The 25,805-nt window shown below is 64.7% G+C and carries 29 protein-coding genes; 16 read left to right on the top strand and 13 right to left on the bottom strand.

Annotated elements, in window-relative coordinates:
- Positions 1-119: 119 nt before the first annotated feature.
- The 4 genes from L6639_RS32815 to L6639_RS32800 form a co-directional block, all read right to left on the bottom strand.
- The gene (locus tag L6639_RS32815; RefSeq protein WP_237865744.1) at positions 120-1,028 is read right to left on the bottom strand and encodes an AAA family ATPase; all 909 of its coding nucleotides are present in this window, start codon (positions 1,026-1,028) and stop codon (positions 120-122) included.
- A gap of 60 nt (positions 1,029-1,088) precedes the next feature.
- A complete protein-coding gene (locus tag L6639_RS32810) occupies positions 1,089-1,895 on the bottom strand; it encodes an FAD binding domain-containing protein (RefSeq protein ID WP_237865743.1) in 807 nt (268 codons plus the stop codon).
- A 28-nt stretch (positions 1,896-1,923) separates the two neighbouring features.
- Positions 1,924-2,409 (bottom strand): (2Fe-2S)-binding protein, encoded by a 486-nt coding sequence (locus L6639_RS32805; RefSeq protein WP_237865742.1) that lies wholly within the window; start codon positions 2,407-2,409, stop codon positions 1,924-1,926.
- Between the two features lie 139 nt (positions 2,410-2,548).
- The gene (locus tag L6639_RS32800; protein WP_237865741.1) at positions 2,549-2,995 is read right to left on the bottom strand and encodes an SRPBCC family protein; all 447 of its coding nucleotides are present in this window, start codon (positions 2,993-2,995) and stop codon (positions 2,549-2,551) included.
- A 171-nt stretch (positions 2,996-3,166) separates the two neighbouring features.
- Here L6639_RS32800 and L6639_RS32795 point away from each other — a divergent pair, with 171 nt between their 5' ends.
- The 3 genes from L6639_RS32795 to L6639_RS32785 all read left to right on the top strand — a co-directional run bounded on the left by L6639_RS32795 (position 3,167) and on the right by L6639_RS32785 (position 5,826).
- Entirely contained in the window at positions 3,167-4,522 is a 1,356-nt protein-coding gene (locus tag L6639_RS32795; protein ID WP_237865740.1) for a 3-carboxy-cis,cis-muconate cycloisomerase, read from the top strand.
- 20 nt (positions 4,523-4,542) lie between these two features.
- Positions 4,543-5,325, top strand: a complete 783-nt coding sequence (gene pcaD, locus L6639_RS32790) for a 3-oxoadipate enol-lactonase (RefSeq protein ID WP_237865739.1) — start codon at positions 4,543-4,545, stop codon at positions 5,323-5,325.
- 108 nt (positions 5,326-5,433) lie between these two features.
- Complete coding sequence (locus tag L6639_RS32785; RefSeq protein WP_237865738.1) at positions 5,434-5,826, top strand: carboxymuconolactone decarboxylase family protein; 393 nt, start codon at positions 5,434-5,436, stop codon at positions 5,824-5,826.
- Here L6639_RS32785 and L6639_RS32780 read toward each other — a convergent pair.
- Positions 5,788-6,318, bottom strand: a complete 531-nt coding sequence (locus tag L6639_RS32780) for a hypothetical protein (RefSeq protein WP_237865737.1) — start codon at positions 6,316-6,318, stop codon at positions 5,788-5,790. The genes L6639_RS32785 and L6639_RS32780 overlap by 39 nt on opposite strands.
- A gap of 264 nt (positions 6,319-6,582) precedes the next feature.
- The gene (locus L6639_RS32775) at positions 6,583-6,774 is read right to left on the bottom strand and encodes a hypothetical protein (protein ID WP_237865736.1); all 192 of its coding nucleotides are present in this window, start codon (positions 6,772-6,774) and stop codon (positions 6,583-6,585) included.
- A 279-nt stretch (positions 6,775-7,053) separates the two neighbouring features.
- Between L6639_RS32775 and L6639_RS32770 the strand changes: the two genes are divergently transcribed.
- From L6639_RS32770 to L6639_RS32750, 5 genes are all read left to right on the top strand, one after another.
- A complete protein-coding gene (locus tag L6639_RS32770; protein ID WP_237865735.1) occupies positions 7,054-7,971 on the top strand; it encodes an ABC transporter permease subunit in 918 nt (305 codons plus the stop codon).
- A 12-nt stretch (positions 7,972-7,983) separates the two neighbouring features.
- Positions 7,984-9,309, top strand: coding sequence for a high-affinity branched-chain amino acid ABC transporter permease LivM (gene livM / locus L6639_RS32765; protein WP_271604688.1), 1,326 nt, complete (start codon positions 7,984-7,986; stop codon positions 9,307-9,309).
- Entirely contained in the window at positions 9,306-10,139 is an 834-nt protein-coding gene (locus tag L6639_RS32760) for an ABC transporter ATP-binding protein (RefSeq protein ID WP_237865734.1), read from the top strand. The genes livM and L6639_RS32760 overlap by 4 nt, the downstream gene beginning before the upstream one ends.
- Positions 10,136-10,876, top strand: a complete 741-nt coding sequence (locus tag L6639_RS32755) for an ABC transporter ATP-binding protein (protein WP_237865733.1) — start codon at positions 10,136-10,138, stop codon at positions 10,874-10,876. The genes L6639_RS32760 and L6639_RS32755 overlap by 4 nt, the downstream gene beginning before the upstream one ends.
- Before the next feature lie 150 nt (positions 10,877-11,026).
- Complete coding sequence (locus L6639_RS32750; RefSeq protein ID WP_237865732.1) at positions 11,027-12,145, top strand: branched-chain amino acid ABC transporter substrate-binding protein; 1,119 nt, start codon at positions 11,027-11,029, stop codon at positions 12,143-12,145.
- 74 nt (positions 12,146-12,219) lie between these two features.
- Here the strand turns inward: L6639_RS32750 and L6639_RS32745 are convergent, their stop codons facing one another.
- The gene (locus L6639_RS32745) at positions 12,220-12,606 is read right to left on the bottom strand and encodes a response regulator (RefSeq protein WP_237865731.1); all 387 of its coding nucleotides are present in this window, start codon (positions 12,604-12,606) and stop codon (positions 12,220-12,222) included.
- Positions 12,607-12,859: 253 nt separating this feature from the next.
- On the opposite strand from L6639_RS32745, the gene L6639_RS32740 reads away from it, so the two are divergent.
- Both L6639_RS32740 and L6639_RS32735 read left to right on the top strand, forming a co-directional pair.
- On the top strand, positions 12,860-15,664 hold the full coding sequence (locus L6639_RS32740) for a PAS domain S-box protein (protein ID WP_237865730.1): 2,805 nt from the start codon (positions 12,860-12,862) through the stop codon (positions 15,662-15,664).
- Positions 15,665-15,721: 57 nt separating this feature from the next.
- Positions 15,722-16,717, top strand: a complete 996-nt coding sequence (locus tag L6639_RS32735) for a P1 family peptidase (RefSeq protein WP_237865729.1) — start codon at positions 15,722-15,724, stop codon at positions 16,715-16,717.
- Positions 16,718-16,733: 16 nt separating this feature from the next.
- Here L6639_RS32735 and L6639_RS32730 read toward each other — a convergent pair whose 3' ends face one another.
- Positions 16,734-17,549, bottom strand: coding sequence for an EF-hand domain-containing protein (locus L6639_RS32730; protein ID WP_237865728.1), 816 nt, complete (start codon positions 17,547-17,549; stop codon positions 16,734-16,736).
- Between the two features lie 251 nt (positions 17,550-17,800).
- On the opposite strand from L6639_RS32730, the gene rpe reads away from it, so the two are divergent.
- From rpe to L6639_RS32710, 4 genes are all read left to right on the top strand, one after another.
- Complete coding sequence (gene rpe, locus L6639_RS32725; protein ID WP_237865727.1) at positions 17,801-18,502, top strand: ribulose-phosphate 3-epimerase; 702 nt, start codon at positions 17,801-17,803, stop codon at positions 18,500-18,502.
- A 159-nt stretch (positions 18,503-18,661) separates the two neighbouring features.
- On the top strand, positions 18,662-18,802 hold the full coding sequence (locus L6639_RS32720) for a hypothetical protein (RefSeq protein WP_237865726.1): 141 nt from the start codon (positions 18,662-18,664) through the stop codon (positions 18,800-18,802).
- Between the two features lie 4 nt (positions 18,803-18,806).
- Positions 18,807-18,986, top strand: coding sequence for a hypothetical protein (locus tag L6639_RS32715; RefSeq protein ID WP_237865725.1), 180 nt, complete (start codon positions 18,807-18,809; stop codon positions 18,984-18,986).
- 22 nt (positions 18,987-19,008) lie between these two features.
- Positions 19,009-19,200 carry a hypothetical protein gene (locus L6639_RS32710; protein ID WP_237865724.1) on the top strand — a complete coding sequence of 64 codons (192 nt, stop codon included), beginning with the start codon at positions 19,009-19,011 and terminating at the stop codon, positions 19,198-19,200.
- A 6-nt stretch (positions 19,201-19,206) separates the two neighbouring features.
- Here L6639_RS32710 and L6639_RS32705 read toward each other — a convergent pair whose 3' ends face one another.
- The 5 genes from L6639_RS32705 to L6639_RS32685 all read right to left on the bottom strand — a co-directional run bounded on the left by L6639_RS32705 (position 19,207) and on the right by L6639_RS32685 (position 23,571).
- A complete protein-coding gene (locus L6639_RS32705) occupies positions 19,207-20,640 on the bottom strand; it encodes a bifunctional serine/threonine-protein kinase/universal stress protein (protein WP_237865723.1) in 1,434 nt (477 codons plus the stop codon).
- Between the two features lie 6 nt (positions 20,641-20,646).
- A complete protein-coding gene (locus L6639_RS32700; RefSeq protein ID WP_237865722.1) occupies positions 20,647-21,387 on the bottom strand; it encodes a metallophosphoesterase family protein in 741 nt (246 codons plus the stop codon).
- Between the two features lie 117 nt (positions 21,388-21,504).
- Positions 21,505-22,110, bottom strand: a complete 606-nt coding sequence (locus tag L6639_RS32695) for a hypothetical protein (protein ID WP_237865721.1) — start codon at positions 22,108-22,110, stop codon at positions 21,505-21,507.
- Positions 22,103-22,789, bottom strand: coding sequence for a hypothetical protein (locus tag L6639_RS32690; RefSeq protein WP_237865720.1), 687 nt, complete (start codon positions 22,787-22,789; stop codon positions 22,103-22,105). The genes L6639_RS32695 and L6639_RS32690 overlap by 8 nt, the downstream gene beginning before the upstream one ends.
- Positions 22,786-23,571, bottom strand: coding sequence for a MotA/TolQ/ExbB proton channel family protein (locus tag L6639_RS32685; RefSeq protein WP_237865719.1), 786 nt, complete (start codon positions 23,569-23,571; stop codon positions 22,786-22,788). Before L6639_RS32685 ends, L6639_RS32690 begins: the two co-directional genes overlap by 4 nt.
- A gap of 198 nt (positions 23,572-23,769) precedes the next feature.
- Between L6639_RS32685 and L6639_RS32680 the strand changes: the two genes are divergently transcribed.
- Positions 23,770-25,137 (top strand): sensor histidine kinase, encoded by a 1,368-nt coding sequence (locus tag L6639_RS32680; protein WP_237865718.1) that lies wholly within the window; start codon positions 23,770-23,772, stop codon positions 25,135-25,137.
- A gap of 7 nt (positions 25,138-25,144) precedes the next feature.
- Positions 25,145-25,795, top strand: coding sequence for a response regulator (locus tag L6639_RS32675; RefSeq protein WP_237865717.1), 651 nt, complete (start codon positions 25,145-25,147; stop codon positions 25,793-25,795).
- Positions 25,796-25,805: the final 10 nt, after the last annotated feature.

Genomic DNA, 25,805 nt, shown 5'->3' with positions numbered 1-25,805 from the left:
GGGCGCGCCCCTTGGCGCGAGCCCGGAATCCATTCATCCTTAATCCATGCCGCTCGATGGATTCCGGGTTCGCGCTGACGCGCGCCCCGGAATGACGGGTTCGTTATGACGCACGCGCGTCAATTCTCGCTCGTCGCTTCCTTCAGCACCTTCTGCAGGGTGTCGCCCTGCATCCGCGTGATGTCGTCCTGGTATTTGAGCAGAGCGCCGAGCGTGTCGCCGACCACTTGCGGGGTCAGCGAGCGGGCATCGAGCTCGGACAAGGCGGTGGCCCAGTCGATGGTTTCGGCGACGCCAGGCGACTTGTAGAAATCCTGGTTGCGCAGCGCCTGCACGAAGCGCACGACCTGCTGCGAGAGCTTGGCCGAGATGCCGGGCACGCGCGTCTTGACGATCGCCAGCTCGCGCTCGGCGGCGGGATAGTCGACCCAATGATAGAGACAGCGCCGCTTCAGCGCATCGTGGATCTCGCGGGTGCGGTTGGAAGTGATGATGACGATCGGCGGATGCGGCGCCTTCACAGTGCCGAATTCGGGGATCGTCACCTGGAAGTCGCTGAGAATTTCCAGCAGATAGGCCTCGAAGGCCTCGTCGGCGCGATCGAGCTCGTCGATCAGCAGCACCGGCGGTCCTGCGACGTCAGGCTCCAGTGCCTGGAGCAGCGGCCGCTTGATCATGTAGCGGTCGGCAAAAATGTCGCTCGAGAGCTGATCACGATCGGTGTCGCCGGCGGCTTCCGCCATCCGGATCGCGATCATCTGCGCGGCGCTATTCCACTCATAGACCGCGGAGGAGACGTCGAGGCCCTCGTAGCACTGCAGGCGGATCAGCTTCCGCCCCAGCGCCGCCGAGAGCACCTTCGCGATCTCGGTCTTGCCGACGCCGGCCTCGCCTTCCAGGAACAGCGGCCGGCCCATGCGCAGCGAGAGGTACGTCACCGTCGCCAGCGACCGCTCGGCCAGATAGCCGCGCGAGGTCAACAGTTCGAGCATCGCATCGACCGATGCCGGCAGGGTCGCTGAAGTCATGAAAAAGCCAGTCTCGCTACGCCCTCAACGGGACAAGTTTGGCCGAGGCGTGAGAATCACTCACTCCTTGGCATTGGCGGCGTCGACGGCGCGCCGTGTCAGCACGCCGATCAGATGCGCGCGGTATTCGGCGCTGCCGTGGATATCGCTGTTCAGCCCTTCCGCCGGCACGTCGATGCCTTCGAGCACCTTGGACGAGAACCGCTTCTTCAGCGCTTCCTCATAGGCCTCGACGCGGAACACGCCGTCCGAGCCGGCGCCGGTGACGGCGACGCGCACGTCCGACGGACGCCGCGCCACGAACACGCCGACCAGCGCGTAACGCGAAGCCTGGTTGCGGAACTTGATATAGGCGGCCTTCTTCGGCAGCGGGAACATCACCTTGGTGATGATCTCGTCGGCTTCCAGCGCGGTCGAGAACAGGCCCTGGAAAAACTCCTCGGCCTTGAGGCGGCGCTTGTTGGTGACGATGGTGGCGCCGAGCGCGAGCACGGCGGCCGGATAGTCCGCAGTCGGATCGTTGTTGGCGAGCGAGCCGCCGATCGTGCCCTTGTGACGCACCGCGGGATCGCCGATCTGGCTGGCGAGATTGGCAAGTGCCGGAATGGCCTCACCGACAATGGCGGAGGTCGCGACCTCGGCGTGTTTGGCGGTGGCGCCGATCACCAGCGAACGGCCCTTCATCTCGATCGTATTCAGCCCCTCGATATGGGAGAGGTCGACCAGATGCGGCGGGCTTGCGAGCCGCTGCTTCATGACGGGAATCAGCGTGTGACCGCCGGCGATCACCTTGGCGTCTTCGTTCTTCACCAGGAGATTCGCGGCCTGCCGGACGGTCCCGGGGCGGTGGTATTTGAATTCGTACATGAGTGTGTCCTGATCGCGGAGGGCGCGGTTACGCGAGATCGGATTTCGCCATCGCCTTGGCGCCGGCGGCGATCGAGGCGACGATGTTCTGGTAGCCGGTGCAACGGCAGAGATTGCCTTCCAGTTCTTCCCGGATGGTATGGTCGTCGAGCTCGTTGCCCTTGCGATGCACGATGTCGATCGCGGTCATGATCATGCCCGGCGTGCAGAAGCCGCATTGCAGGCCATGGTGCTCGCGGAAGGCCTCCTGCATCGGATGTAGCGGCGCGCCATCGGCGGCCAATCCCTCGATGGTCTTGACCTCGTGGCCGTCGGCCATCACGGCCAGCGTGGTGCAGGACTTCACGGCCTTGCCGTCGAGATGCACGACGCAGGCGCCGCACTGCGAGGTGTCGCAGCCGACATGGGTGCCCGTCAGCCGCAGATTCTCGCGCAGGAACTGCACCAGAAGCGTCCGCGGGTCGACATTGCCGGTAACAGGATTGCCGTTCACGATGAGGGAGATTTTTGCCATAAGCACTCTCTGTCAGCGCCCCGACGGGTCCCGTCGAAGCGGTTCTTTCTTATAATTATTCCAACCCATCATATGGGCCATTATGGCCGGGGGCAACATTGCCCCAAGCACAAGGTGCCATGACGAAAAGCCAGAGCCGTCAGCCCTGTACCGCCTTGACGAAATTCGCGAAAAATTCGTCCGCCAGCTTCTTGGCGGTGCCGTTGATCAGCCGCTGCCCGAGCTGCGCCAACTTGCCGCCGATCTGCGCCTCGACGTCATAGGAGAGCAGCGTGCCGCCATCCTTCTCGGCAAGCTTCACCGCGGCGCCGCCCTTGGCAAAGCCAGCCACTCCGCCCTCGCCTTCGCCTGAGATCTTGTAGCCGTTCGGCGGGTCGAGATCCGAAAGCATCACCTTGCCCTTGAAGCGCGCCGAAACCGGACCAACCTTCATTTTCGCGGTGGCGCGAAAGCCGCCGTCCTCGGTCTTCTCCAGCTCCTCGCAGCCGGGGATGCAGGCCTTCAGCACCGCGGGATCGTTGAGCTTCTCCCAGACGGCCTCGCGCGGCGCCGCAAGCTGGACTTCGCCGTTCATTGTCATGGCCATGGGGTGCCTCCGGGGATCGCAAAAGGTGGGATGCTCAAGTAACGCACGGAGGCCGCAAAGAAAAGGGTGGCCCCTGGTCACGTGCAATGCATATTCGCACCTGCAAAAGGTCTTGTCCTGATAGTCGGGGGATTGGCAGAGCCTGATCATGGTGATTAGGTCCGGCGCAACATGACCACAGCTCTCTCCCCCCTGCTTGCGCCGATGCTGTCGAGCGCAGCCATGCGCGCCGTTTGCGACGACCGGTCCACGCTGCAGAACATGCTCGATTTCGAGGCAGCCCTGGCCCGGGCCGAGGCCGCGACCGGTGTGATTCCCGCGTCGGCAGTGGGCCCGATCGAAGCGGCCTGCAAGGCCGAGACCTTCGACATGACCGCGCTGGCCGAGGCCGCGACCCGGTCGGGCAATCTCGCGATCCCCCTGGTCAAGCTGCTGACCGCCAATGTCGGCAAAGCCGACGCTGAAGCCGCGCGCTACGTGCATTGGGGCGCGACCAGCCAGGACGTCATCGATACCGCGACCATGCTGAGCTTGCGCGCTGCCATCGACGCGCTGGATGCCGACCTCAGCCGCGCCATCAAGGGCTTTGCCGCGCTCGCGCGCGCCCACCGCAACACGGCGATGGTGGCGCGGACCTGGCTCCAGCACGCTCTGCCGATGCCGTTCGGCCTGAAGGCCGCTGAATATGCCTCAAGCCTTGCCCGTGCGCGCTGCCGCCTGCGGCGGCTCCGCCGCGAGGGCCTCGCGCTCCAATTCGGCGGCGCCGCCGGCACGCTCGCAGCGCTCGGGGACAAAGGGCTCTCGGTCGCCGAACGGCTGGCGCAGGAGTTGAACCTGCCGCTCCCCGAGGCGCCCTGGCACACCCATCGCGACCGTATCGCGGAAGCGGCATCGAGCTTCGCGATCCTCGCCGGCAGTTGCGGCAAGATCGCCCGCGACGTCTCGCTGATGATGCAGACCGATGTCGGCGAAGCCTTCGAGCCGGCCGGCGAAGGCCGCGGCGGCTCCTCGACCATGCCGCACAAACGCAACCCTGTTGCCGCCGCGAGCGCGCTCGGCTGCGCGACCATGGCCCCGCAGCTCACCGCTACGATCCTTGCAGCACAAGTGCAGGACCACGAGCGCAGCGCCGGGCCCTGGCATGCGGAATGGCCGACGCTGCCGCAATTGATGCTGGTCACATCAGGCGCGCTCGCTGCGATCGTCGACATCGCCGAAGGCCTCGACGTCGATGCGGCGCGCATGCGCAGCAATCTCGATACGACGCATGGGCTGATCATGGCGGAGGCCGTCACCTTTGCGCTGGCCGACAAGATCGGCAAGAGCGACGCGCATCATCTCATCGAAGTCGCGAGCAAGCGCGCGGTCGCCGAGAAGAAGCACTTGCGCGACATCCTCTCCGCCGATTCGCAGGTCACCGCGCATCTGACGCCGGAGAAAATTGCGGAATTATTCGAGCCGATGGCCTATCAAGGTGCGTCACAGGCCTTGATCGATCGCCTGCTCGACAACCTTGACCGTGAATAAAGCTGAACGGAGACGCCGCAATGCCGATGATCGATGCCGACGGTTGCCTGATCAACGTCTCCGTCGAGGGCCGCGACGGCGGGCCGACCTTGATGCTCTCGAACTCGCTCGGCTGTACGCTGCAGATGTGGGAGCCGCAGATGAAGGCGCTGACGCAAGTGTTCCGCGTCATCCGCTACGACCGCCGCGGCCACGGCAAGTCCAACGTGCCGCCCGCCCCCTACACAATGGAGCGCTTCGGCCGCGACGTGCTCGCGATCCTCGACGACCTCAACATCGAGAAGGTGCATTGGTGCGGCCTGTCGATGGGCGGCATGGTCGGGCAATGGCTCGGCGCCAATGCGCCTGAAAGATTCGGCAAGCTCATCCTCGCCAACACCTCCTGCTACTATGCCGAGCCGACCAGATGGCTGGAGCGCATCGACGCCGTGAAGAAGGGCGGCATCGCGTCGGTCGCCGACGGCGTGATCGCCGGCTGGCTGACGCAGGATTTCCGCGAGCGCGAGCCCGAGATCACTGCCAGGATGAAGGCGATGCTGGTCGCCACCCCGGTCGAGGGCTATCTCGCCTGCTGCGAGGCACTGTCGACGCTCGACCAGCGCGCTCTGCTGCCCAAGATCAAGAGCCCGACGCTGGTGATCGCCGGCCGCCACGATCAGGCAACCCCGATCTCGGCGGGCGAGATGATCCGCTCGAGCATTCCCGGCGCCAGCATGACCATCATCGACGCCGCCCACATTTCCAATGTCGAGCAGCCGCACGCGTTCACCGACGCGGTGGTGGGATTCTTGACGCAGCGTTAGTCGTAATCACCGTCATTCCGGGGCGCCTCGAAGAGGCGAACCCGGAATCTCAAGATTCCGGGTTCGATGCTTCGCATCGCCCCGGAATGACTGATCCGGAGAAGCACAATGGACGACCAGAAGCGCCGCGATGCCGGCATGACCGTACGCCGCAAGGTGCTTGGCAATGCCTGGGTCGACAAATCGATCGCGAACCGCAACTCCTTCAATACCGATTTCCAGGACATGATCACGCGCTATGCCTGGGGCGAGATCTGGACGCGGCCGCATTTCGACGAGCGGACGCGGCGCGTGCTGGTCATCGGCACCATGGTCGCGCTCGGACAATGGGATGAATTCCGCCTGCACGTGCGCGCGGCGCTGGCCGAGGGCGGCTTCACCGCCGACGACATCAAGGAGATCCTGCTGCAGCAGGCAATCTATTGCGGCGTCCCGGCGGCGAACCACGCCGTCAAGGAAGCCTCAGCGATTGTGCAGGAGCTCGGCCTTATCAAAGGCTAGCGGCGCGGCATCCGGAACGGCAACCGTCTTCGGCGCTGGCGCCGGCCGCTCGATCAGCAGCACGATCGCGGCGCCAAGCAGCAGCAACAGCTCCGTGGCGTGCAACCGAAGGGCGGCCATCTCGTGGACCTTGGAGGCCATGATCATGCTCGCGAACGAGATCAGGCTGCCGATCGCGAGCGCGATGCCGAGCGCCTCGTCGCTGGCCCCGCTCCTGCGGGTGCGCGGAATGGCCAGAAGCGCAAGACAGATCGCAAAGAACGCCACCACGGTCAGCCGTCCGAGCGCCAGCAGCCAGGCAGCGCGCACCGTGCTTACGCCAGACATCTGCAGCTGGTCGCTGAGGAACAGCGCCACCGCGACGCTCGGCCGCTCGTAGAGACCGTGCACCGGCGCCACTACGATGTTGAAGGCGACCACCGTCCAGGCCGGGATGAAATAAGCTGCCAGCAGCGCGCCGTTGACCGAGCCGATCCGCCAATTTCTGAACATGCCGCTTCCCGCTTCGTCTACATGCCTTCGAGGTAAGGCTTTGCCGGGAGCTAACTCGCACCGGACTGCGGCGGCAATTTAAACCCTTTGTTTACCTTAATCGGCGTGTGGATAAGCTCGTCGTTCCGGGGCGGCTCGTAGAGCCGAACCCGAAATTTCGAGATTCCGGGTTCGATGCTTTGCATCGCCCCGGAATGACCAGCACCTTCCAAAGAATAAGGCCCCGCCTTTCGGCGGGGCCACGCGACGCTACTCCCTGGACGTTCAATCCAGTCTGTTGTCCTGCTTGCCGCCCTGCTGCTGGCCGGGCTTGTCGCCTTGGCGCATCGGATCGTTCTGCTGCTGCTGTCCGGGTTTCTGGCCGCCGCCCTGCTGCTGCCCTGGTTGCTGGCTCGGGCGCTGCTGGCCGGGGCTCTGGTTCTGCTGGCCCGGATTCTGGTTCTGCTGCTTCGTCATTGGGGGAAACTCCCTTGTTGGACGTCAGTCGGAGACAACTGCCGGCGACGTTTTTGGTTGCTCCGCGGAACCCGGTTCCTCGCAGGTGCGGAACCGGGAGCTGACATCCGAAACCGAAATCAGCTCTGTACAAGCCTTTATGCCAAGGCATCACCAGTTGCGGCCGCCAGTTCCCTCCTGTTACAAAACGGGAAGAAGACGGGGCTGCCGGGCCCGAGAAGAAACGTACGCACTCTCTCGAGAGCTCCCTTTCAACGTCAGGTTTGGTAACGGCAGCCTATGGATTATTTCGCCCAGCAGCTCATCAACGGCCTCGTGCTCGGCTCCATCTACGGTCTGATCGCGATCGGCTACACGATGGTCTACGGCATCGTCGGCATGATCAATTTCGCCCATGGCGACATCTTCATGATCGGCGGCTTCATCGCGCTGATCTCCTTCCTGCTCCTGGTGTCGCTCGGTCTGACTGCGATCCCACTGATCTTGCTGCTCGTCCTGCTGGTCGCGATGGCGGTCACCGCACTCTATGGCTGGACAGTCGAGCGCATCGCCTATCGGCCGCTGCGGCACTCCTTCCGGCTCGCACCGATGCTGTCGGCGATCGGCATGTCCTTCGTGCTGACGAACTATTCGCAAGTCGCGCAGGGCGCCCGCGTCAAGCCGGTCCCGCCGATCATCACGGGCGGCTACACGCTGCATGAAGGTCCCGAGGGGTTTGCGGTGCAGCTCTCCAACATGCAGATCATGGTCGTGCTGGTCACCATCGTGCTGCTGGCCATGTTCACCTGGCTTGTCTCGCGGACACGGCTCGGCCGCGACATGCGGGCCTGCGAGCAGGACCAGACCATGGCGGCGCTGCTCGGCGTCGACGTCGATCGAACCATTTCCATGACTTTCGTGATCGGCGCGGCGCTCGCCTCCGTCGCGGGCATGATGTACCTGCTCTATTACGGCCAGGTCGATTTCTTCATGGGCTTCGTTGCAGGGATCAAGGCGTTCACAGCGGCCGTGCTGGGCGGCATCGGCTCGCTGCCCGGCGCGGTGCTGGGCGGGCTCGCGATCGGCCTGATCGAGACCCTCTGGTCGGCCTATTTCTCGGTGGAGTACAAGGACGTCGCCGCCTTCTCGATCCTGATCATCGTCCTGATCTTCATGCCGACCGGTCTGCTTGGCCGGCCGGAAGTCGAAAAAGTCTGACGGGCCCCTCGCGTGACAGCCCTTTCAACCGAAACCACGCAGGCCGGCCGCACGGTGGGCATTCCGTTCATCCTGAAAAAAGCTTTCCTCAGCGCATGCGTTGCGCTGGTGCTGTTCTCGCTGATGATCGGCATCCGCACCGAGGCCGGCCCCGACGGGCAGCTGACCTGGTGGACGCGCTTCGGCGACCTCGCCTCCATCGTCGGCCTCGTGTTCGGCGGCTCCATCGTCATTGAGCTGCTGCGGCAATGGATCGGACCGACCGGCGCGGAAAAGCTCGTGCCAGCGCCGATCCAGCGCAGCCTGTCACTGGCGGGCCGCTTCCTGGGTCCGGCCCTGCTCGTCTTCACCCTGCTCGTTCCTGTCATCTTCTACAATCAGCGCTATATCCTCGACCTCGGCATCCTCGTGCTCACCTACGTGATGCTCGGCTGGGGCCTGAACGTCGTGGTCGGGCTCGCCGGCCTGCTCGACCTCGGCTATGTCGCCTTCTACGCCGTGGGTGCCTATTCCTATGCGCTGCTCGCCACGAATTTCGGCTGGTCGTTCTGGGTTTGCCTTCCGCTCGCCGGCATGCTCGCCGCGATCTGGGGGGTCATGCTCGGCTTTCCGGTGCTGCGGTTGCGCGGCGACTATCTCGCCATCGTGACCCTCGCTTTCGGCGAGATCATCCGGCTGGTCATCCTCAACTGGCAATCACTGACCGGCGGCCCCAACGGTGTCTCCGGTATTCCCCGCCCCACCTTGTTCGGCATTCCGCTCGACAACAGTGATGACGGGCTCGCCGCCAAGCTCGGCATCGAGTACTCGCCGACCCATCGCATCATATTCCTGTTCTACCTGATCCTGGCGCTGGCGCTGCTCACCAACTGGGTGACGATCCGCCTGCGCCGCCTGCCGATCGGCCGCGCCTGGGAAGCGCTGCGCGAGGACGAGGTGGCCTGCCGCGCGCTCGGCATCAACACCACGACCACCAAGCTCACGGCGTTCGCGACCGGCGCGATGTTTGGTGGCTTTGCCGGTGCGTTCTTCGCAACACGCCAGGGCTTCATCAGCCCGGAATCCTTCACCTTCCAGGAATCGGCGCTGGTGCTTGCCATCGTCGTGCTCGGCGGCATGGGCTCGCAGCTCGGTGTCGCGCTCGCCGCCCTCACCATGATCGGCGGCTTCGAGCTGTTCCGCGGCCTCGAGACCTACCGCATGCTGGTGTTCGGCATGGCGATGGTGCTCATCATGATCTGGCGACCGCGCGGAATCATCGGCCATCGCGCGCCGACCGTGTATCTGACCAAGGCGCAGGCGATCTCCTCCGACCTCGTCAAGGAGGGCCACGGGTGAGCGGCGAACCAATTCTCAGCGTCGACCGGCTCACCATGCGGTTCGGCGGCATCGTCGCCGTGCAGGACCTGTCGTTTGCAGCCGAACGGGGGAAGATCACCGCGCTGATCGGACCGAACGGCGCTGGCAAGACCACTGTCTTCAACTGCATCACCGGCTTCTATAAGCCGACCGGCGGCGCCATTCGTCTCAATCATGACGACGGCAGGCAGACCGCGCTGGAGCGGCTGAACGACTTCCGCATCGCCAAGCAGGCCAAGGTCGCCCGAACCTTCCAGAACATCCGCCTCTTTCCCGGCATGACGGCGCTCGAGAACCTGATGGTGGCACAGCACAACGCCTTGATGCGCGCATCAGGCTTTACGTTTCTCGGCCTGATCGGCGTCCCCACCTATCGCGACGCCGAAAAGCGCGCGATCGCGCTCGCGACCGACTGGCTCAAACGGATCAATCTGCTCGACCGCGCCGACGATGCCGCAGGCAACCTCGCCTATGGCGACCAGCGCCGGCTCGAGATCGCGCGCGCGATGTGCACTGAGCCCGCGCTGCTCTGCCTGGACGAACCCGCCGCCGGCCTCAATGCACGCGAGAGTGCATCGCTGAGCGAGCTGCTGCGGTCGATCCGCGGCGAGCTCGGCACCTCGATCCTGCTCATCGAGCACGATATGTCGGTGGTGATGGAGATATCGGACCACATCGTGGTGATGGACCATGGCGTGAAGATCGCGGAAGGCACGCCGCGGGAGGTGCGCGACGACCCGAAGGTGATCGCCGCCTATCTTGGCACCGACGAGGAAGAGGCTGCGGCCGTGATGGAGAGCGGATCGTGACGGCTGCCACTCCCCTGCTCGCGATCCGCGGCCTGCGCGCCGCCTACGGCAAGATCGAGGCTTTGAAGGGCGTCGATGTCGAGATCAATGCCGGCGAGATCGTCGCGCTGATCGGCGCCAACGGCGCCGGAAAGTCGACGCTGATGATGACGATCTTCGGCAAGCCGCGCGCCCGCGCCGGCCAGATCCTGTTCGACGGCAGGGACATTTCCTCTGTCCCGACCCATCAGATCGCGCATTTGCGTATCGCTCAGTCGCCGGAGGGCCGCCGCATCTTCCCGCGCATGAGCGTCGCGGAAAACCTCCAGATGGGCGCCGACGTCACCGATTCCACCGCGGCGGAGCGGGAAAGCACCCTGGAGCGCGTGTTCGCGCTGTTCCCACGGTTGAAGGAACGCGTCATGCAGCGCGGCGGAACCCTGTCGGGCGGCGAGCAGCAGATGCTGGCGATCGGCCGGGCGCTGATGAGCCGCCCGCGCCTTCTGCTGCTCGATGAACCCTCGCTGGGGCTCGCGCCCCTCATCGCGCGGCAGATCTTCGATGCGATCCGTACCCTGAACCGCCAGGACGGCCTGACCGTTCTCATTGTCGAGCAGAACGCCAACCATGCACTGAAACTCGCCCACCGCGGCTATGTCATGGTCAACGGCCTGATCACGCTGGCCGGGACCGGCGCCGAGTTGCTGCAGCGCCCTGAGATTCGCGCGGCCTACCTGGAAGGCGGCCGGCACGCCTGACAGCCCTCGCGTGCGGCCGAATACGGCGAGATATCTTTGCAAATGCCCGTATTTTGCCGGTGACTTCTCGAACAATTCATTGAAGAATGGCGCCGGTTTGAACCGGGCTTGCCCGGCAACTCCCACAGACGATCACCCGCGAGGTATCTCATGAAATCACTGAAACTCATCGGTCTGGCACTCGGCGCTTCCGTTGCGCTGTCAACGGCGGCGTTCGCAGACGACCTCACCATCGCAGTCGCGGGCCCGATGACCGGCACCGAATCCGCCTTCGGCCGCCAGATGAAGAACGGCGCCGACCTGGCGATTGCCGACCTCAATGCCGCCGGCGGCGTTGCCGGCAAGAAGCTGGTGCTCGATGCCGAGGACGATGCCTGCGATCCCAAGCAGGCCCGCTCGGTTGCCGAAAAGATCGCGGGTGCGAAGATCCCGTTCGTCGCGGGCCACTTCTGCTCGTCGTCGTCGATCCCGGCTTCGGAAGCTTATGCCGACGGTAATGTCCTCCAGATCACGCCCGCCTCGACGAACCCGCTGTTCACCGAGCGCAAGCTCTGGAACGTGGCGCGCGTCTGCGGCCGAGACGATCAACAGGGCCTGATCGCCGCGCAGTACATCGCGAAGAACTTCAAGGGCAAGAACATCGCGATTCTCAACGACAAGACCACCTACGGCAAGGGTCTGGCGGATGAGACCAAGAAGGCGCTCAACAAGGCCGGCGTCACCGAGAAGCTCTACGAGTCCTACAACAAGGGCGACAAGGACTTCAACGCGATCGTCTCGCGCCTGAAGAAGGAGAACATCGACCTCGTCTATGTCGGCGGCTATCACCAGGAGGCAGGCCTGATCCTGCGCCAGATGCGCGACCAGGGCATGAAGACGGTCCTGATGTCGGGCGACGCGCTGGCCGACAAGGAATACGCCTCGATCACGGGCCCGGCCGGCGAAGGCACGCTGTTCACCTTCGGTCCCGATCCGCGCAACAAGCCGAGCGCGAAGAAGATCGTTGAGGCCTTCAAGGCCAAGGGCATCGATCCGGAAGGTTACACGCTCTACACCTATGCCGCGATGCAGGTCTGGTCTCAGGCCGTCAAGAAAGCCGGCACCACCGACGCCAAGAAGGTCATGGAGACTATCAAGGCCGGCAAGTGGGATACGGTGCTTGGTCCGCTCGAATATGACGCCAAGGGCGACATCAAGCAGATCGACTATGTCGTCTACAAGTGGGACGCCAAGGGCGGCTACGCCGAACTCAATGCCAACGGCACCTGAGACAGGGCGCCTGACCTTTTAACCAGATCGACGTCAGCGCCCCGGTCCGCCGGGGCGTTTTTTTTGCAAGCCGGTCAGACGGCTGCAGACAGCTCGCCGCCCGCAGCTGCCTGCGCCTTCCGAAGCGCTTGCAGCAGATCGTTCGGCCGAAACGGCTTTTGCAGGCAGACCACGCCATCGAGGCCAGGCGCCTCACCGATGAAATCCAGTGTCGTCATGCCTGACACCGCCACAATCGGAAATCCGGGAACCCGTTCCCGGATGGCGGCCATGACCTCGATACCGCTGGTGTCACTCAGGAAAATGTCGACAATGGCCGCGTCGAAAACCTCTTCGCCAAAGGCCTTGAGGCCGGCCACACCACTCTCGGCTTCAACCACGTCATAATGGTTGACCCGAAGGACAATCGAGACCATGGCGCGGACGTCCTTCTGGTCATCCACAACAAGGACACGGGGCATGGGAACAACTCCCGGATTCGTATCATTAATTGGTTCAATTCAAACGGCGACGTACGGCAAGGCAGTATGGGTCCGTCCAGTAAAGCCAACCTTACCGATTCCCTATTCCGATTCCCTGTCCCAGTTAAGTAAGCTGTAACCCTCGGTTGAGTCGTAGGCGTATCCCCTCGGGACACGCGCCCAGAGCGGGTTACCATGGAGGCCAAGGCCGACACGCCAAGGCAGCCGGCCAATGAAGTCACGTGGACTACCCATGCTGCCCCTGCGAGAGGTCAACGTGCACGCCAGAAACGACCGAAGCACATTCCTTTCGACCTTGCCGGCGGCGCAGAGCGATCGCACCGCAGCGCTGGCGATCGTCGGAATCTCCGCGATCCTGTTCGCGCTGGCTGTCCCCTTCGCGGGGACTCCCTTGATCGAGGTGCCGGCCTTCGTGGCCAGCTACCAGTCGGCGCTCGCCGTCAGCGACATCATTACCGCGGTTCTGCTGCTGTCGCAATTCGCGGTCCTGCGCAGCCGCGCGTTGCTGCTGCTGTCGGCAGGGTATCTGTTCACCGCAGCGGCGGCGGTGACGCACGCCCTCACCTTCCCCGGACTGTTCTCGCCGACGGGTTTGCTGGGCGCCGGCACCCAGACCACGGTCTGGCTCTACATGATCTGGCACGCCGGATTCCCGCTCTTCGTGTTGGCCTATGGCTGGCTGAAGGACGGCAACGGTGGCAACAAGATCGAGGGACAGACGCAGCGGTCGATCGTGCTCACCGTGCTCGCCGTCATTGTCGCGATGATCGTCATCGCCTGGACCGTCACCGCGCGGCACGACCTGTTGCCGGTCTTGCTAAGGGACGGCCGCTACACCGCAACCATGATCGGCGTCGTGTCCTTTATCTGGTCGTTGAGCTTCGCGGCGCTGATCACGCTGTGGTTCCGCAAGCCGCATACCGTGATCGACGTCTGGCTGATGGTCACGATGTGCGCCTGGCTGTTTGACATCGCGCTGTCGGCCATCGTCAACATCGCCCGCTACGACCTCGGCTTCTACGCCGGCCGCATCTACGGCCTGTTCGCCGCGAGCTTCGTGCTCGCCGTGCTCTTGATCGAGAATGTCCGCCTCCAGGCGAGCACCATGGGCCTCGTCGGCCGGCTGCGCGAGCAATCGGCGTTCGACCGCGACTATTACGGCAAGCGCCTCGCGCTCTACGGCGCCGTGGTCGAATCCTCCAACGACGCCATCATCACCGAGTCGCTCGACGGCCGCATCACGGGCTGGAACAGGGCTGCCGAGCGCCTGTTCGGCTATTCGGCCACTGAAGCCGTCGGTCAATCAATCTATCTCGTGGTGCCTGAGGATCGGAAGGCTGAAGCCAGGGGTCTTCTCAACCGTATCAGCAGCAACGAGTCGATCGCCCAGCACGAGACGGTCCGCATCCGCAAGGACGGCCGGCAGATCGACGTCGTCCTGACCGTCTCGCCGCTGCGATCGGACAATGGCGAGATCATCGGCGCCTCCAAGATCGCCCACGACATCACCGAGGAAAAGCAATCGCGCGAGAAGCTGCGCCGCGAGATCGAGGAACGCGAGCGTATTTTCGAGACATCACAGGACCTGATCCTGGTCACGGACGGCTACGGCAATTTCATCCAGGTCAGCCCGAGCGTGAAGGATATCCTCGGCCTGAGCCCGGAAGACATGATCGGGCACAGCGCGATCGATTTCATCCACCCTGACGACCTGGACAGGACGCGCGAAGAGATGCGTGCCGCGCGGCGCGGTCAGACCAAGCGCAGCTTCGAGGCGCGCTATTACCACTATGACGGTCACGAAGTCTCGCTGAACTGGGTTGGAAACTGGTCGGAGCCGGTGAAGCGTCATTTCTTCATCGGCCGCGACCTGACCGAAAAGCAAGCCGCCGAAGCCCAGTTCCGGCAGGCGCAGAAGATGGATTCCATCGGCCAGCTGACCGGCGGCGTCGCCCACGATTTCAACAACGTGCTCACCGTCATCACCGGCACGATCGGTATTTTGGCGGACGCGGTCGCCGACCGGCCAGAGCTTGCTGCCATCACCAAGCTGATCGACGACGCCGCCGAGCGCGGCGCGCAGCTGACCAAGCATCTGCTCGCCTTCGCCCGCAAACAGCCGCTCCAGCCGCGCGAGATCGATGTCAATGCGCTGGTGCTGGAGGCCGCAAAGCTCCTGCATCCGACGCTCGGCGAGCAGATCACGATCATGCCGCAACTCACCGAAGATGCCTGGCCGGCACTGATCGATCCGAGCCAGCTTTCGACGGCGATCCTCAATCTCGCTCTGAACGCGCGCGACGCCATGCCCAACGGCGGCACGCTGGTGCTGGAGACCCGCAACATCTTCCTCGACGACGGCTATGCCAGCATGAATCCCGATGTCGTCGCCGGCAATTACGTGATGATCGCGGTCAGCGACACCGGCTCGGGCATTCCGGCCGGGCTGCTCGAACGGGTGTTCGATCCGTTCTTCACCACCAAGGAGGTCGGCAAGGGCACGGGCCTTGGCCTCAGCATGGTGTTCGGCTTCGTCAAGCAGTCGGGCGGCCACATCAAGATCTACAGCGAGGAAGGCCACGGCACGAGCGTGAAGATCTACCTGCCGCGATCCAGCGGCGTCCAGGAGACCGAGTACGAACAGCTCCAGAACGTGCCGGTCACCGGCGGCGACGAGAAGATCCTGATCGTCGAGGACGACGCGCTGGTGCGGCAGTATGTCGTGACCCAGATCAAGAGCCTCGGCTATGCCGCGCTCGAGGCGGCCAACGCCGCCGAAGCCCTCGTCATCATCGATGCCGACAAGGGCATCGATCTGCTGTTCACCGACGTCATCATGCCCGGCAACATGAACGGCCGCCAGCTCGCCGACGAGGCGGCACGGCGGCGACCGGAGCTGAAGACGCTGTTCACCTCGGGCTACACCGAAAACGCCATCGTCCATCATGGCCGACTGGATTCCGGCGTGCTGCTGCTGGCCAAGCCCTATCGCAAGTCGGAGCTCGCCAAGATGCTCAGGACGGCGCTGGCGAGTTGAGCGCGCCGCGCGCGTGCGCTATCGCTGAGACCGTGCCAGCCGCATGGAGTGCCGTCCTTGAAAAACCTCCTCACCGATATCGCCGGCGTCCGCGTCGGCCATGCCGATGACGCAGAGCTTGCGTCGGGCGCAACGGCAATCGTGTTCGACGAGCCCGCGGTTGCGGCGATCGACATCCGCGGCGGCGGCCCCGGCACGCGCGAGGACGCGCTGCTTGGCCTCGCCAATACGGTCGAGCGCGTCGACGCGATTGCGCTGTCGGGCGGCTCTGCCTTCGGCATCGAGACCGGCGGCGGCATCCAGGCCTGGCTTGCCGAGCAGGGCCGCGGCTTCCGCGTCCGCGAGGCCCTGATCCCGATCGTGCCCGGCGCGATCCTGTTCGATCTGCTCAACGGCGGCGACAAGGCATGGGGCCGCTTCGCGCCCTATCGCGATCTCGGCTATGCCGCGGCCGCCTCAGCCGGGCGCGAATTTGCGCTCGGCAGCGCCGGCGCGGGCCTGGGGGCCACCACAGCGACGTTCAAGGGCGGGCTCGGCTCGGCATCCGCAGTCACCAGCAGCGGCGTCAAGGTCGCGGCGCTCATCGCCGTCAATGCGGTCGGCAGCGCCACCGTCGGCGACGGACCCTGGTTCTGGGCGGCGCCGTTCGAGGTTGGCGGCGAGTTCGGCGGCCGCGGACTGCCCGACAAATTCACCGACGACATGCTCAAGATGCGCATCAAGGGTGGTCCTGCCGCAACCGAGCGCGAGAACACCACGATTGGCGTCGTCGTCACCGATGCGGTGCTGAGCAAGCCCCAGGCCAAACGGCTGGCGATGATCGCGCACACCGGCTTTGCGCGTGCGATCTATCCGGTGCATGCCCCGACCGATGGTGACGTGCTGTTCGCCGCCGCGACATGCGCAAAGCCGATCGATCCGATCGTCGGCCTCACCGAGCTCGGCATGGTCGCCGCCAACGTGGTCGCCCGCGCGATCGCCCGCGGCGTCTACAGCGCAACCGCGCTGCCGTTCCCGGGTGCGCAGCCGGCGTGGAAGGATCGGTTTGGCTAGGATCTCGGAGAGCGCCTTACACGCTCATCGACATCGACGAAGCCGCAGAACCCGCTGCGGTCTGGGCCTGGCGCTGCATCATCTGGCCGAACCAGTCATAGGGCGAACTGCCGCCGCCCGAGCCGTTCGACGAGTTGGAGGCGCCCGGCACTGTCGTCGTCATCTTGAAACCGTCGGCATAGGTGACGGTGGTGGTGGTCGAGCCGTCGGCGGCGGTCGTGGTGGTCGAGGTCGACCCGCCGCTCGACGACGACGAGGAGGAATCCGAACCGCTGCCCGACGCGTCGCCCGAGCCGCTCGCCGCGTGCGCGTGGTGGTGACCACCATGATGGCCGCCGGCGCCCTTCAGCGCCTTCGACATCTCGTCGAGGCTGACGCTGCCGTCCGAATTGGTATCGAGCTTGGAGAACACGTCGTCGGCCTGCGCCAGATTGGTGCCCCCGGCGCCGAGCGCGTTCTCGAACTCGGACTTGCTGATCTGGCCATCGCCATTGGCGTCCAGCTTCGAGAACAGATCCTTCAGCGCGTCATCACGGCTCATCGGGGCCGAGGATGTCGCGCTCGACGATGCTGAGCTGGTCGATGAATTCGACTGGCTTTGCGCGGCGAACAGCGCATTCATCGTCTCCGGGGAGATCTGCGGATAGTAGCCCGCATTCACCGACGGAGCCGCGCTGCTGGTTGAACTGCTGATGCTGTTGCTGCTGTCGATCGCGAACGGATTGGTCGCGCCTTGCGACGAGCCGGTCTGCTGCGTCGAGGACGATTTCGAGCTCGTCAGCGATTGAATGGCATCAAGCGCAGTCGAGACGGCGCCAAGCGCGAACAACATTGCACAACTCCAACCCATGCGGCATGCCGCGGCCAATGTTCCGGCCATTAAGGTCAGCAAGCGTCGTGCCAGCGAAAAAAGCTCAATGAAATCCGGCACGGCGGCGCTTTGCGGAGTGCGGGAACATCGGCAATTCATGCCGGCGGCGGCAGAATTTTCCGCCCACAGGAAGCTGACCGCCCCTGCATTGCCCGGCTGTGAGGCCCATGTTAGGCGAGGCCATTCGCCCCTGCCGCCCGGGAAACAGCGCCATGACCCAAGCTTTCGCCCACCGCCCCCTGGCCATCGCGCCCTCGATTCTGGCCTCGGATTTCTCGAAGCTCGGCGAGGAGGTCCGCGCGGTGGATGCGGCCGGCGCCGACTGGCTCCATCTCGATGTGATGGACGGTCACTTCGTCCCCAACATCTCCTACGGCCCTGACGTCATCAAGGCGATGCGCCCGCACACCAAGAAGGTGTTCGATGCGCATCTGATGATCTCGCCCTGCGATCCCTATCTCGAGGCCTTCGCCAAGGCCGGCTGCGACCACATCACCGTGCATGCCGAGGCGGGTCCGCATTTGCACCGCTCGCTCCAGGCCATCCGCGCACTCGGCAAGAAGGCCGGCGTCTCGCTCAATCCGGGCACGCCGATCAGCGTGCTCGAATACGTGCTTGATCTCGTCGATCTCGTGCTGGTGATGTCGGTCAATCCCGGGTTCGGCGGTCAAGCCTTCATTCCCTCCGCGATCGGCAAGATCCGCGACATCCGCGCGATGACGGCGGGGCGTCCGATCGATATCGAGGTCGATGGCGGCGTCGGCCCCGATGTCGCCGGCGCGCTCGCAGCTGCCGGCGCCAATGCGTTCGTCGCCGGCACCTCCGTGTTCAAGGGCGGCACGCAGGACGCCTACAAGAACAATATTGCAGCGATCCGCAACGCGGCGCTCGGGGCCCGCGGCGAAGCAATCTGAAGCTCTCAGAGCGACGCGAACGCCCGCAAATCTGCGGTTCTTACGGGTGTTGCGACGCGCAATGCCTAAAATTGCAACCACGACCCGTACTCCTCCGGGCTTCCCTGATTCGCGCAAATCACCGCTAGTGATTCCTGCCTGATTTGACAGGAGCACATCATGACGACGACCCTGGTTTGGACTGGCGTGGCGTTGTGGATCGGTTTTTGTGCGTTCGTTGTGTTCGGCCCATCGGCCGGACCGGTCCAGGTCCCGGCACGTTCGACCCGCATCATCGGTCGCAACCGCTATCCGGGCTGACACCATGCAGATCGCCCTCGTGAAGCGTCAGCCGAAACGCAGGTGTCGCATCCCGCGGCGCCCGCATCCGAACCTCGACTATTTCTTCGGTCGGCTCGAACGCTCCGAAGGCGAGATGCGCGACGATCCGGGCGCCGAGACGGCCGACCTGGACGTCCCGTTCCGGTCACCGCGCCGGCATTGAAATTTCATACTGGACTAAGCCAATGAAACCGCATTGCCCGAACTGCCTGAAGGAAATGACCAAGGCGTCCGCGTCGCGTAACCTCTTCAACTGCGAGCCCTGCCGCGAGATCATCCAGTACTTCGGCGGCAGTCCGGATCACGGCGAGCCCGGCCCTCAGTTCTCTTGGCCGATCCGCCGCAAGCGTTCGGTCCACACCGCCCACGCGGCCTGAACTTTCCTAGCCCCACACCACGCCGGCGTCCGGTTTGGCAATAGCCATCCGCGGCGGCCGCACCACGGTGACGGTGCAGGTCGCTTCCGCCGCCACCTTGGCCGAGATGCTGCCAAGCAGCGTGCGCCTGAATGAGCTCTGCCGGGCGCCGATGATGAATTGGTCGACCTGGTTGATCTCGGCGAATTCCAGCAGTGCCGTAGCGGGATCGACCGCCTCCAGCACGTGAACCGACAGCCGGCTCTCGTCGAGCTTCAGGGGCGTGGCCCAATGCCTGAGCGCGACCAGGCGGTCGATATGCTTGTTGGAGCCCTGCTCGTCCAGCGTCTTGTCGATGGCGATGCGGTTGAGCTTCAGCACATTGATGCAGGCGAGCCGCGCTGACGGCAGCGTGGCGAGAATGCGCTCCGTGGTGACGCGTAGCGCCTCATTCAACTCCGGCTCACCTTCTACCGTGTCGAGCGCGACTGCAAGGATCGGGCTTGAGGCGATCTGCTCGGCAACATCCGGCTTCGCCCGTGGCTGCGTGGCATCCTGGTTGAAACGGCGCCGCCATGCCACGCTCCAGGGATCGCGCTTCATCCGCTCCGAACGCGCGGTCAGCCTGACCTGTGTTGGGTGCGCGAGATCGAAGGCGAGCTGCGTTGCGGTCGGATAGCGCCGGACCGGCTCGATCTCGAGACACCGCAGCACCACCTCCTGGAGCCAGGGCGGATAGTCGGCCCGCAAGCTTCGCGGCGGATGCGGATCGCGCCACAGTCTCCGTCGCATCGCGCGCAGCGTCTCGCCTTCGCCGAACGGACGCTCGCCAGTCGTGAAGAAGTACAGCAGCACGCCGAGAGAGAACAGATCGCTGCGCGGATCGTCACGCACGCCCAGCAGCCGCTCCGGTGCCATGTATGGCGCGGTGCCGTAAGGCAGACGGAACTCCGCCTGCAGCAGGTCGGGCAGATGATCGTGATGCGACAGGCCGTAATCGATCAGCACCGCCTCGCCGCTCTCGCGGAACATGACGCTGCTCGGCTTGATATCGTGATGGATGACGTTCTGCCGGTGCAGATCGGCGAGTGCAGCCGCGATCTTGGCAACCAGCAGCCGCGCCTCCTCGTAAGGCAGCGGCAGATCGGGCAGCCGCTTGTACAGCGTGGTTCCGGGAATGCGCTCGATCACGGCATAGGCCTGGCGAGCGAAATCGCCGGTGCCATAGCAGTGCGGCACGTGCGGACCGGCGAGTCGCGGCAGGATCATCATCTCCATCTCGAAGGAGACGATCGCGGCGGGATCCTCGCCTTCCGAGGCTCGCGGGACCTTCATCAGCAGCGGGCCATCGATGCCGGGATGGGTGACCGTCCATAGCGTCGCCATGCCGCCGGCATGGACGCATTCGCCGATCGTATAGCCGTCGACCTCCGCGCCGGACTTGACCTGGGATTTGGGCATCGGCCTCTAGCGCCCCTGCGACAGCCGATCGGCGAGCCAGGGCGGCAGGCCGTTCTCGCGGATCTTGTTTGCCGCGCTCGCAATGTCATAGGGCACGCGGCAATAGGTGATCTGGCACGAGTCCGTGTCGAACAGCACGAAGGACGCGGAGGGATCGCCATCGCGCGGCTGGCCGACCGAGCCGAGCACGGCGAGCCATTGCCGGCCGCGCAGCAGCTGCACCGGCACATCGGTCTTGGGCACGAAGCTCGTCATCTTCGCCGTCACCGACATCGAATAGAGCGCGGGCCGATGAATGTGGCCGCAGAAAGTGACATGGGCCGGCGTTGCGATCAGGCTCTTGGCGGCATCCGCGGTCGAGCGGACGTAATGCCACCGCTTGGGGCTCGAAGCTTCCGAATGCACGAACAGGCGGTCGCTGTCCTCCACCAGCATCGGCAGTTCGGCCAGGAACCGCCGCTGTGCTGCGTCAAGCCGCCCGCGAGTCCACTCGATCGCGATCTGCGCCTCGTTATTCATGTTCTCGGAGGTCGTGTTGACGGCTTCGTCATGGTTGCCGCGCACGGCGACGGCGCCACGGGTGACCAGATCCATGGCGGTGTCGACGACCCATTCCGGGTCGGCGCCATAACCGACAAAATCACCGAGCAGGATGAACCGCTCCGTGCCCTTCGCGCGGGCCACCTTAAGGCACGCCTCGAACGCCTGCCGGTTGCCGTGGATATCCGAAAAGACAGCGAGAAGCACACACCCTCCACCCTCATAATCTTATTGGAAGCCGATAAAGCCAATTTGAGGGAGGTCAACAAGATGCGCCAGCGCAAGGCAGTTGACCAGCGCCAGGCGGCCGCGATGGTGAAGGGCCTATTGCTCGTCCTTGGGCGGCATCCGGGGCGGCGGCAGGGGTGTAAACACCGCTCCCTGCGCGCCGGCCGGTGGGGCATTGAACTCACCGGTCGAGGAATCGCCGCCGCTGGTCTCAAGGATGACCTTGGGCGTCACATATTCCCGGACCATGTCGATCAGGCTGCCCTCGCCGCCGCCAAAGTCCGCCGCGCGCCCGCCTTGCGGATGGCCCGCCGCAATCTCGTTCTCCGCCGCATGGGTCTTGTCGGCCAGGGTGTCGTTGTAGGGAACGCGGAAGGCCCGCGGAATGCCACTCGGACGATGATCTTCGTCGAGTTCCTCGACCCACAGATAGATCGACCCGGGATCGCCCTCCAGCGAATGCGGCTCGACGATCCGCGCCTTGAGCAGCTTGAAGGCGGTCGGCAGCCGCTCGCTGCTGGCCCAGCCGAGCAACCCACGCATTTCCGTGAAGCTCACGACATAGAACGCGCTGGTCACGACGACGGCGATCGCCTTCAGTGACCAGTGCAGCCGCGCATAGACCAGCACGACCAACAGCAGCGCCCCGATCACCGCATAGGCTACGGATAGCGAAAGGATGACCGCCTGCAAATTAATCACGGCGGATCCTCGTAGCGTTCTTGCTCACACCGGTCCTCGGGTCGAGATCGGCTCCGTTGCGCCAGGTGCTGCGAAAGGTCTCCATCAGCGATTTCGGCCGCTGGCTTACATCGATGACCTTGCCCTCGGCATCGAGCCGGAATCGCACCGCGGTCTTCTCGTCACCGGTGTGGTCGAGCGTGAACTTGTTGTCGAAGACCACCTGCGCGGTCGGGTTGAGCTTCTGCACCTTCACATTGGCCGTCACGGGCTCGCCGGTCGTGGCGACAAAGTGCGAGACGTTGACGGTGTATTCGCCGGGGACGATGCCGCGCAGCGTGACGATTTCCTCGCGGATGGGGGAAGCGATCTTCTTGCCGTTGACCATGATGAAGTCATTGGCCCCGCCGCGGTCGTCGCGATCGAGCGTGAGGAAGCCGGCCTCGCGGTGGCGATACCAGGCGATGTTACCGGCGGGATCCTGCACGAACAGGTCGAGATCGTCGGGATGATTGTCCGGCCAGTCCAGTGTGATCATGAACTCGGCTTTGGAGTCGATCTTGCCCTCCTTGGCATCGGGCGAGACCGCCAGCAGCGCGAGGAAGAACAGGAAGGCGACCACCTGGAGCGCCTTGAACAGCATCACGCCCAGGGGATCGAACGGCTCCTCGCGCGGATAGAGGCCGAAATCATCCATCATGACGGCGTTCCAGCGCCCTTGATTTCGGATCCCCTGCGCTCGAGAACCGGCGTCACATAGGTCTCTGTCAGCACCACTGCATCCGAGAACACCCGCTGGGTCGCGGCATCGAGCATGTAGTACTGGATGCGAACCAGGATGGAGCCGACGAGGCCCGCGAGCGTCGTGTACATCGCGACCGCCATGCCGTCGCTCATCAGCCCCATCGAGGAACGCATCGCGACCTTGTCGGCGGCGTCCAGCCCGGCGATCGGCGCCAGCATGATGATGAAGCCGATGATGGTGCCGAGCAGGCCGAGCTTCATCAGCGTGTCGGAGACGAAGGCGCCGAACCCGTTGGAGCCGCGCAGGCGGTCGGCGAGCGTCCGCAGCAGCAGCGTCTGGTCGACCGGGCGGTAATCCTGCGCCGCGGCCTTCGTCACCAGGCTTTCGATGTGGTCGCGCACCAGCCCGTGCGGCAGCGCGGTGGCGCGCGCATCGAGCACCTTGCCGCCATCTGGCGCCGCCAGCACCGCGCGGCAGCGCCGGGCGGCGGCACCTTCACGGGCAATCGCCCGCGTGCGCAGGAAGCAGTGGCCGCAGGTAACGAGATAGAGTGCCGCGATCACGCTCGAAATGTACGTCCGGTCCGAGGTCAGCATCAGATGGATCAGGCCGAAGCGCCACAGCAGCACCGCGGCGAAGATCGAGAGCCCCGTGAAGATCATCCAGAACAGCAGCGCGCTGCGCTCGGATGGGTCGGCAGCCGCGGCCGCGATCGGTCCAATCGTCATCGAACTCATGCTGCATCGCTCCTGACTTGCAGGGATTGGCCTGCGACGTCTCCACCCGATTAGATCAAAGCCGCCGCTTCGGGTCCAAAGACCCATGCCCAATCCGGCTTGGGAAATTTGCCCGAGCTGCCATCCGGTCCGAACCCTGCAATTGGCAAGGCGCGGCGGCGTTGTTAGGCTGAGCTTATCAAACTTTGGGGTGATCGCATGCGCCTCGTGCTTCAGCTTGTCGCCCGTCTGCTTCTCATCGTTGCGCTGTGCCTGGGCGCGGCAACCATATGGGCTACCTTCGATGCCTATCGCAGCGTCGACCGGGCGACCGCGGCGTCCGCGCAGCGGGTCGCGCAGGCGCTCCAGGGCCTGTACTGGCACGAGCTGTTGCTGCGCAGCAGCAGGATTCGTGAGCATCTCGTGCCGGTTCCGGAATGGCGCACAGTTGAGACGGTGAAGTTGATTGCACCCGGTGTCTGCGTCGAGTTCCAGCCGGCCACCGCATTCGAAAAACCGCTCTGCGGCCAGAGCCAAGGGATCGGCCGGACCCCGCCGCGCTGGTTCGCCGCCATCGTTCCGACCTTCCTCGGCAGCCATGCCGAGGTGGTGCGCCCCATCAGCCCCCGAGCCGCAGCCGCCGGAACGGTGGTTGCGACACCCGACCAAGCCGCCTCAATCTCGCTCGCCTGGGAATACGTTCTCAACGTAACAGACGTTGCGCTTTTGATGGCGGCGGCGATCGCGCTGCTCGCCTCGCTTGCGATCGCGCACACGCTGGCGCCGGCACGCACCATCGTGACCGCCCTGCAACGCATGGCGCGCGGCCAGTATCGCACCAAGCTGCCGCGCTTCCGCTCCATGGAGCTCGCCATGATCGGCGGCGCCGTCGACGCGCTCGGCAGCCGGCTCGAGGAGGCCACCGAGCAGCGCGCCGCGCTGACACGGCGCCTGATCGAGATCCGCGACGATGAGCGACGCGCGCTTGCCCGCGAGCTGCATGACGAGTTCGGGCAGAATCTTTCGGCGATCCTGGCTTTCGCCAACACGATCGAGACCGCGAGCGCGCGGCAGACCGATAATGGCATCGCGCAGGATGCACGCATGATCTCGCAGGCCACGCATCATCTGATGGCCTCGCTGCGCGATGCGCTGAAGCGCCTGCGCAATCCGCTGCCCGAGGAGCTCGGGCTCGGGGCGAGCCTCGTCAACCTCGTCGACAGCTGGCGCTCGCAGAGTACGACGCAGCCAACGATCCAGCTCGACCTCAAGGGCGACCTCACCGACATCAGCGGCCCGGCTGCCACCACTGCCTATCGCGTCGCCCAGGAATGCCTGACCAATGCGCTACGCCATGGTGCGGCGCGCGAGATCTCGTTGCATGTCGAACGATGCGCAGGCGAGGACGGCGTGCTGCTGATCCGTGTCGAGGACGACGGCGGCGGCGATGCGGCCCGCGTGGCACGCTCCGCCGGCTTCGGCCTCACCGGCATCCGCGAGCGCGTCACGGCGGCCGGCGGCTCGCTGTCGATCCTGCCTGCAAGGCGTGGCCTCAGCGTCGCCGCGACGATTCCGCTTGCTGCGTGAGGCTGTCATGAGCGAGGTCGCAACCACAGGCGTCTCCGTGCTCCTGGTCGACGACCATCCGATCGTCCGCCAGGGCTACAGGCGCGTGCTGGAGAGCCAGGGCGATCTCCATGTCGTGGCGGAGGCCGACAACGCGGCAGATGCCTACAGCGCCTTCAAGGTTCATGAGCCCGATGTCGTGGTGATGGACATCTCGATGCCGGGCGCCTCAGGGCTCGAGGCGATCCGCAACATCCGCGCGCGCAACCCGCGGGCGCGCATCCTCGTCTTCACCATGCACAACGAGGCCGTGCTGGTGAAAGCCGCCTTCAATGCCGGCGCCTCCGGCTTCGTCACCAAGAGCAGCGCGCCTTCCGCTGTCGTCAACGCGATCCGAAGCGTCGCGCGCGGCGAGCGGGCCATGAGCGACGACATCGCACATGTGCTCGCAGAGGACAGCCTGTCGGCGGGATCGGTGCTGGATCAATTGGGCGAGCGCGAGATCGAGATTCTGCGCCAGTTCGCCGGGGGCGCCACGACCGAGGAGATCGCGGCGCAGCTCAATCTCAGCGTCAAGACGGTGCAGAATTATCACTATCTGATCAAGACCAAGACCGGCGCGCGCACGGACGCACAACTGGTGCGGCTGGCCGCGGCTTGCGGGCTGACGCGGATTTAGCAACAGCGCT

Origin of the sequence: Bradyrhizobium zhengyangense (genome assembly GCF_022012555.1) — a bacterium.
Classification (GTDB): domain Bacteria; phylum Pseudomonadota; class Alphaproteobacteria; order Rhizobiales; family Xanthobacteraceae; genus Bradyrhizobium; species Bradyrhizobium zhengyangense.
This window is presented reverse-complemented; position numbering and strand designations above follow the sequence as displayed.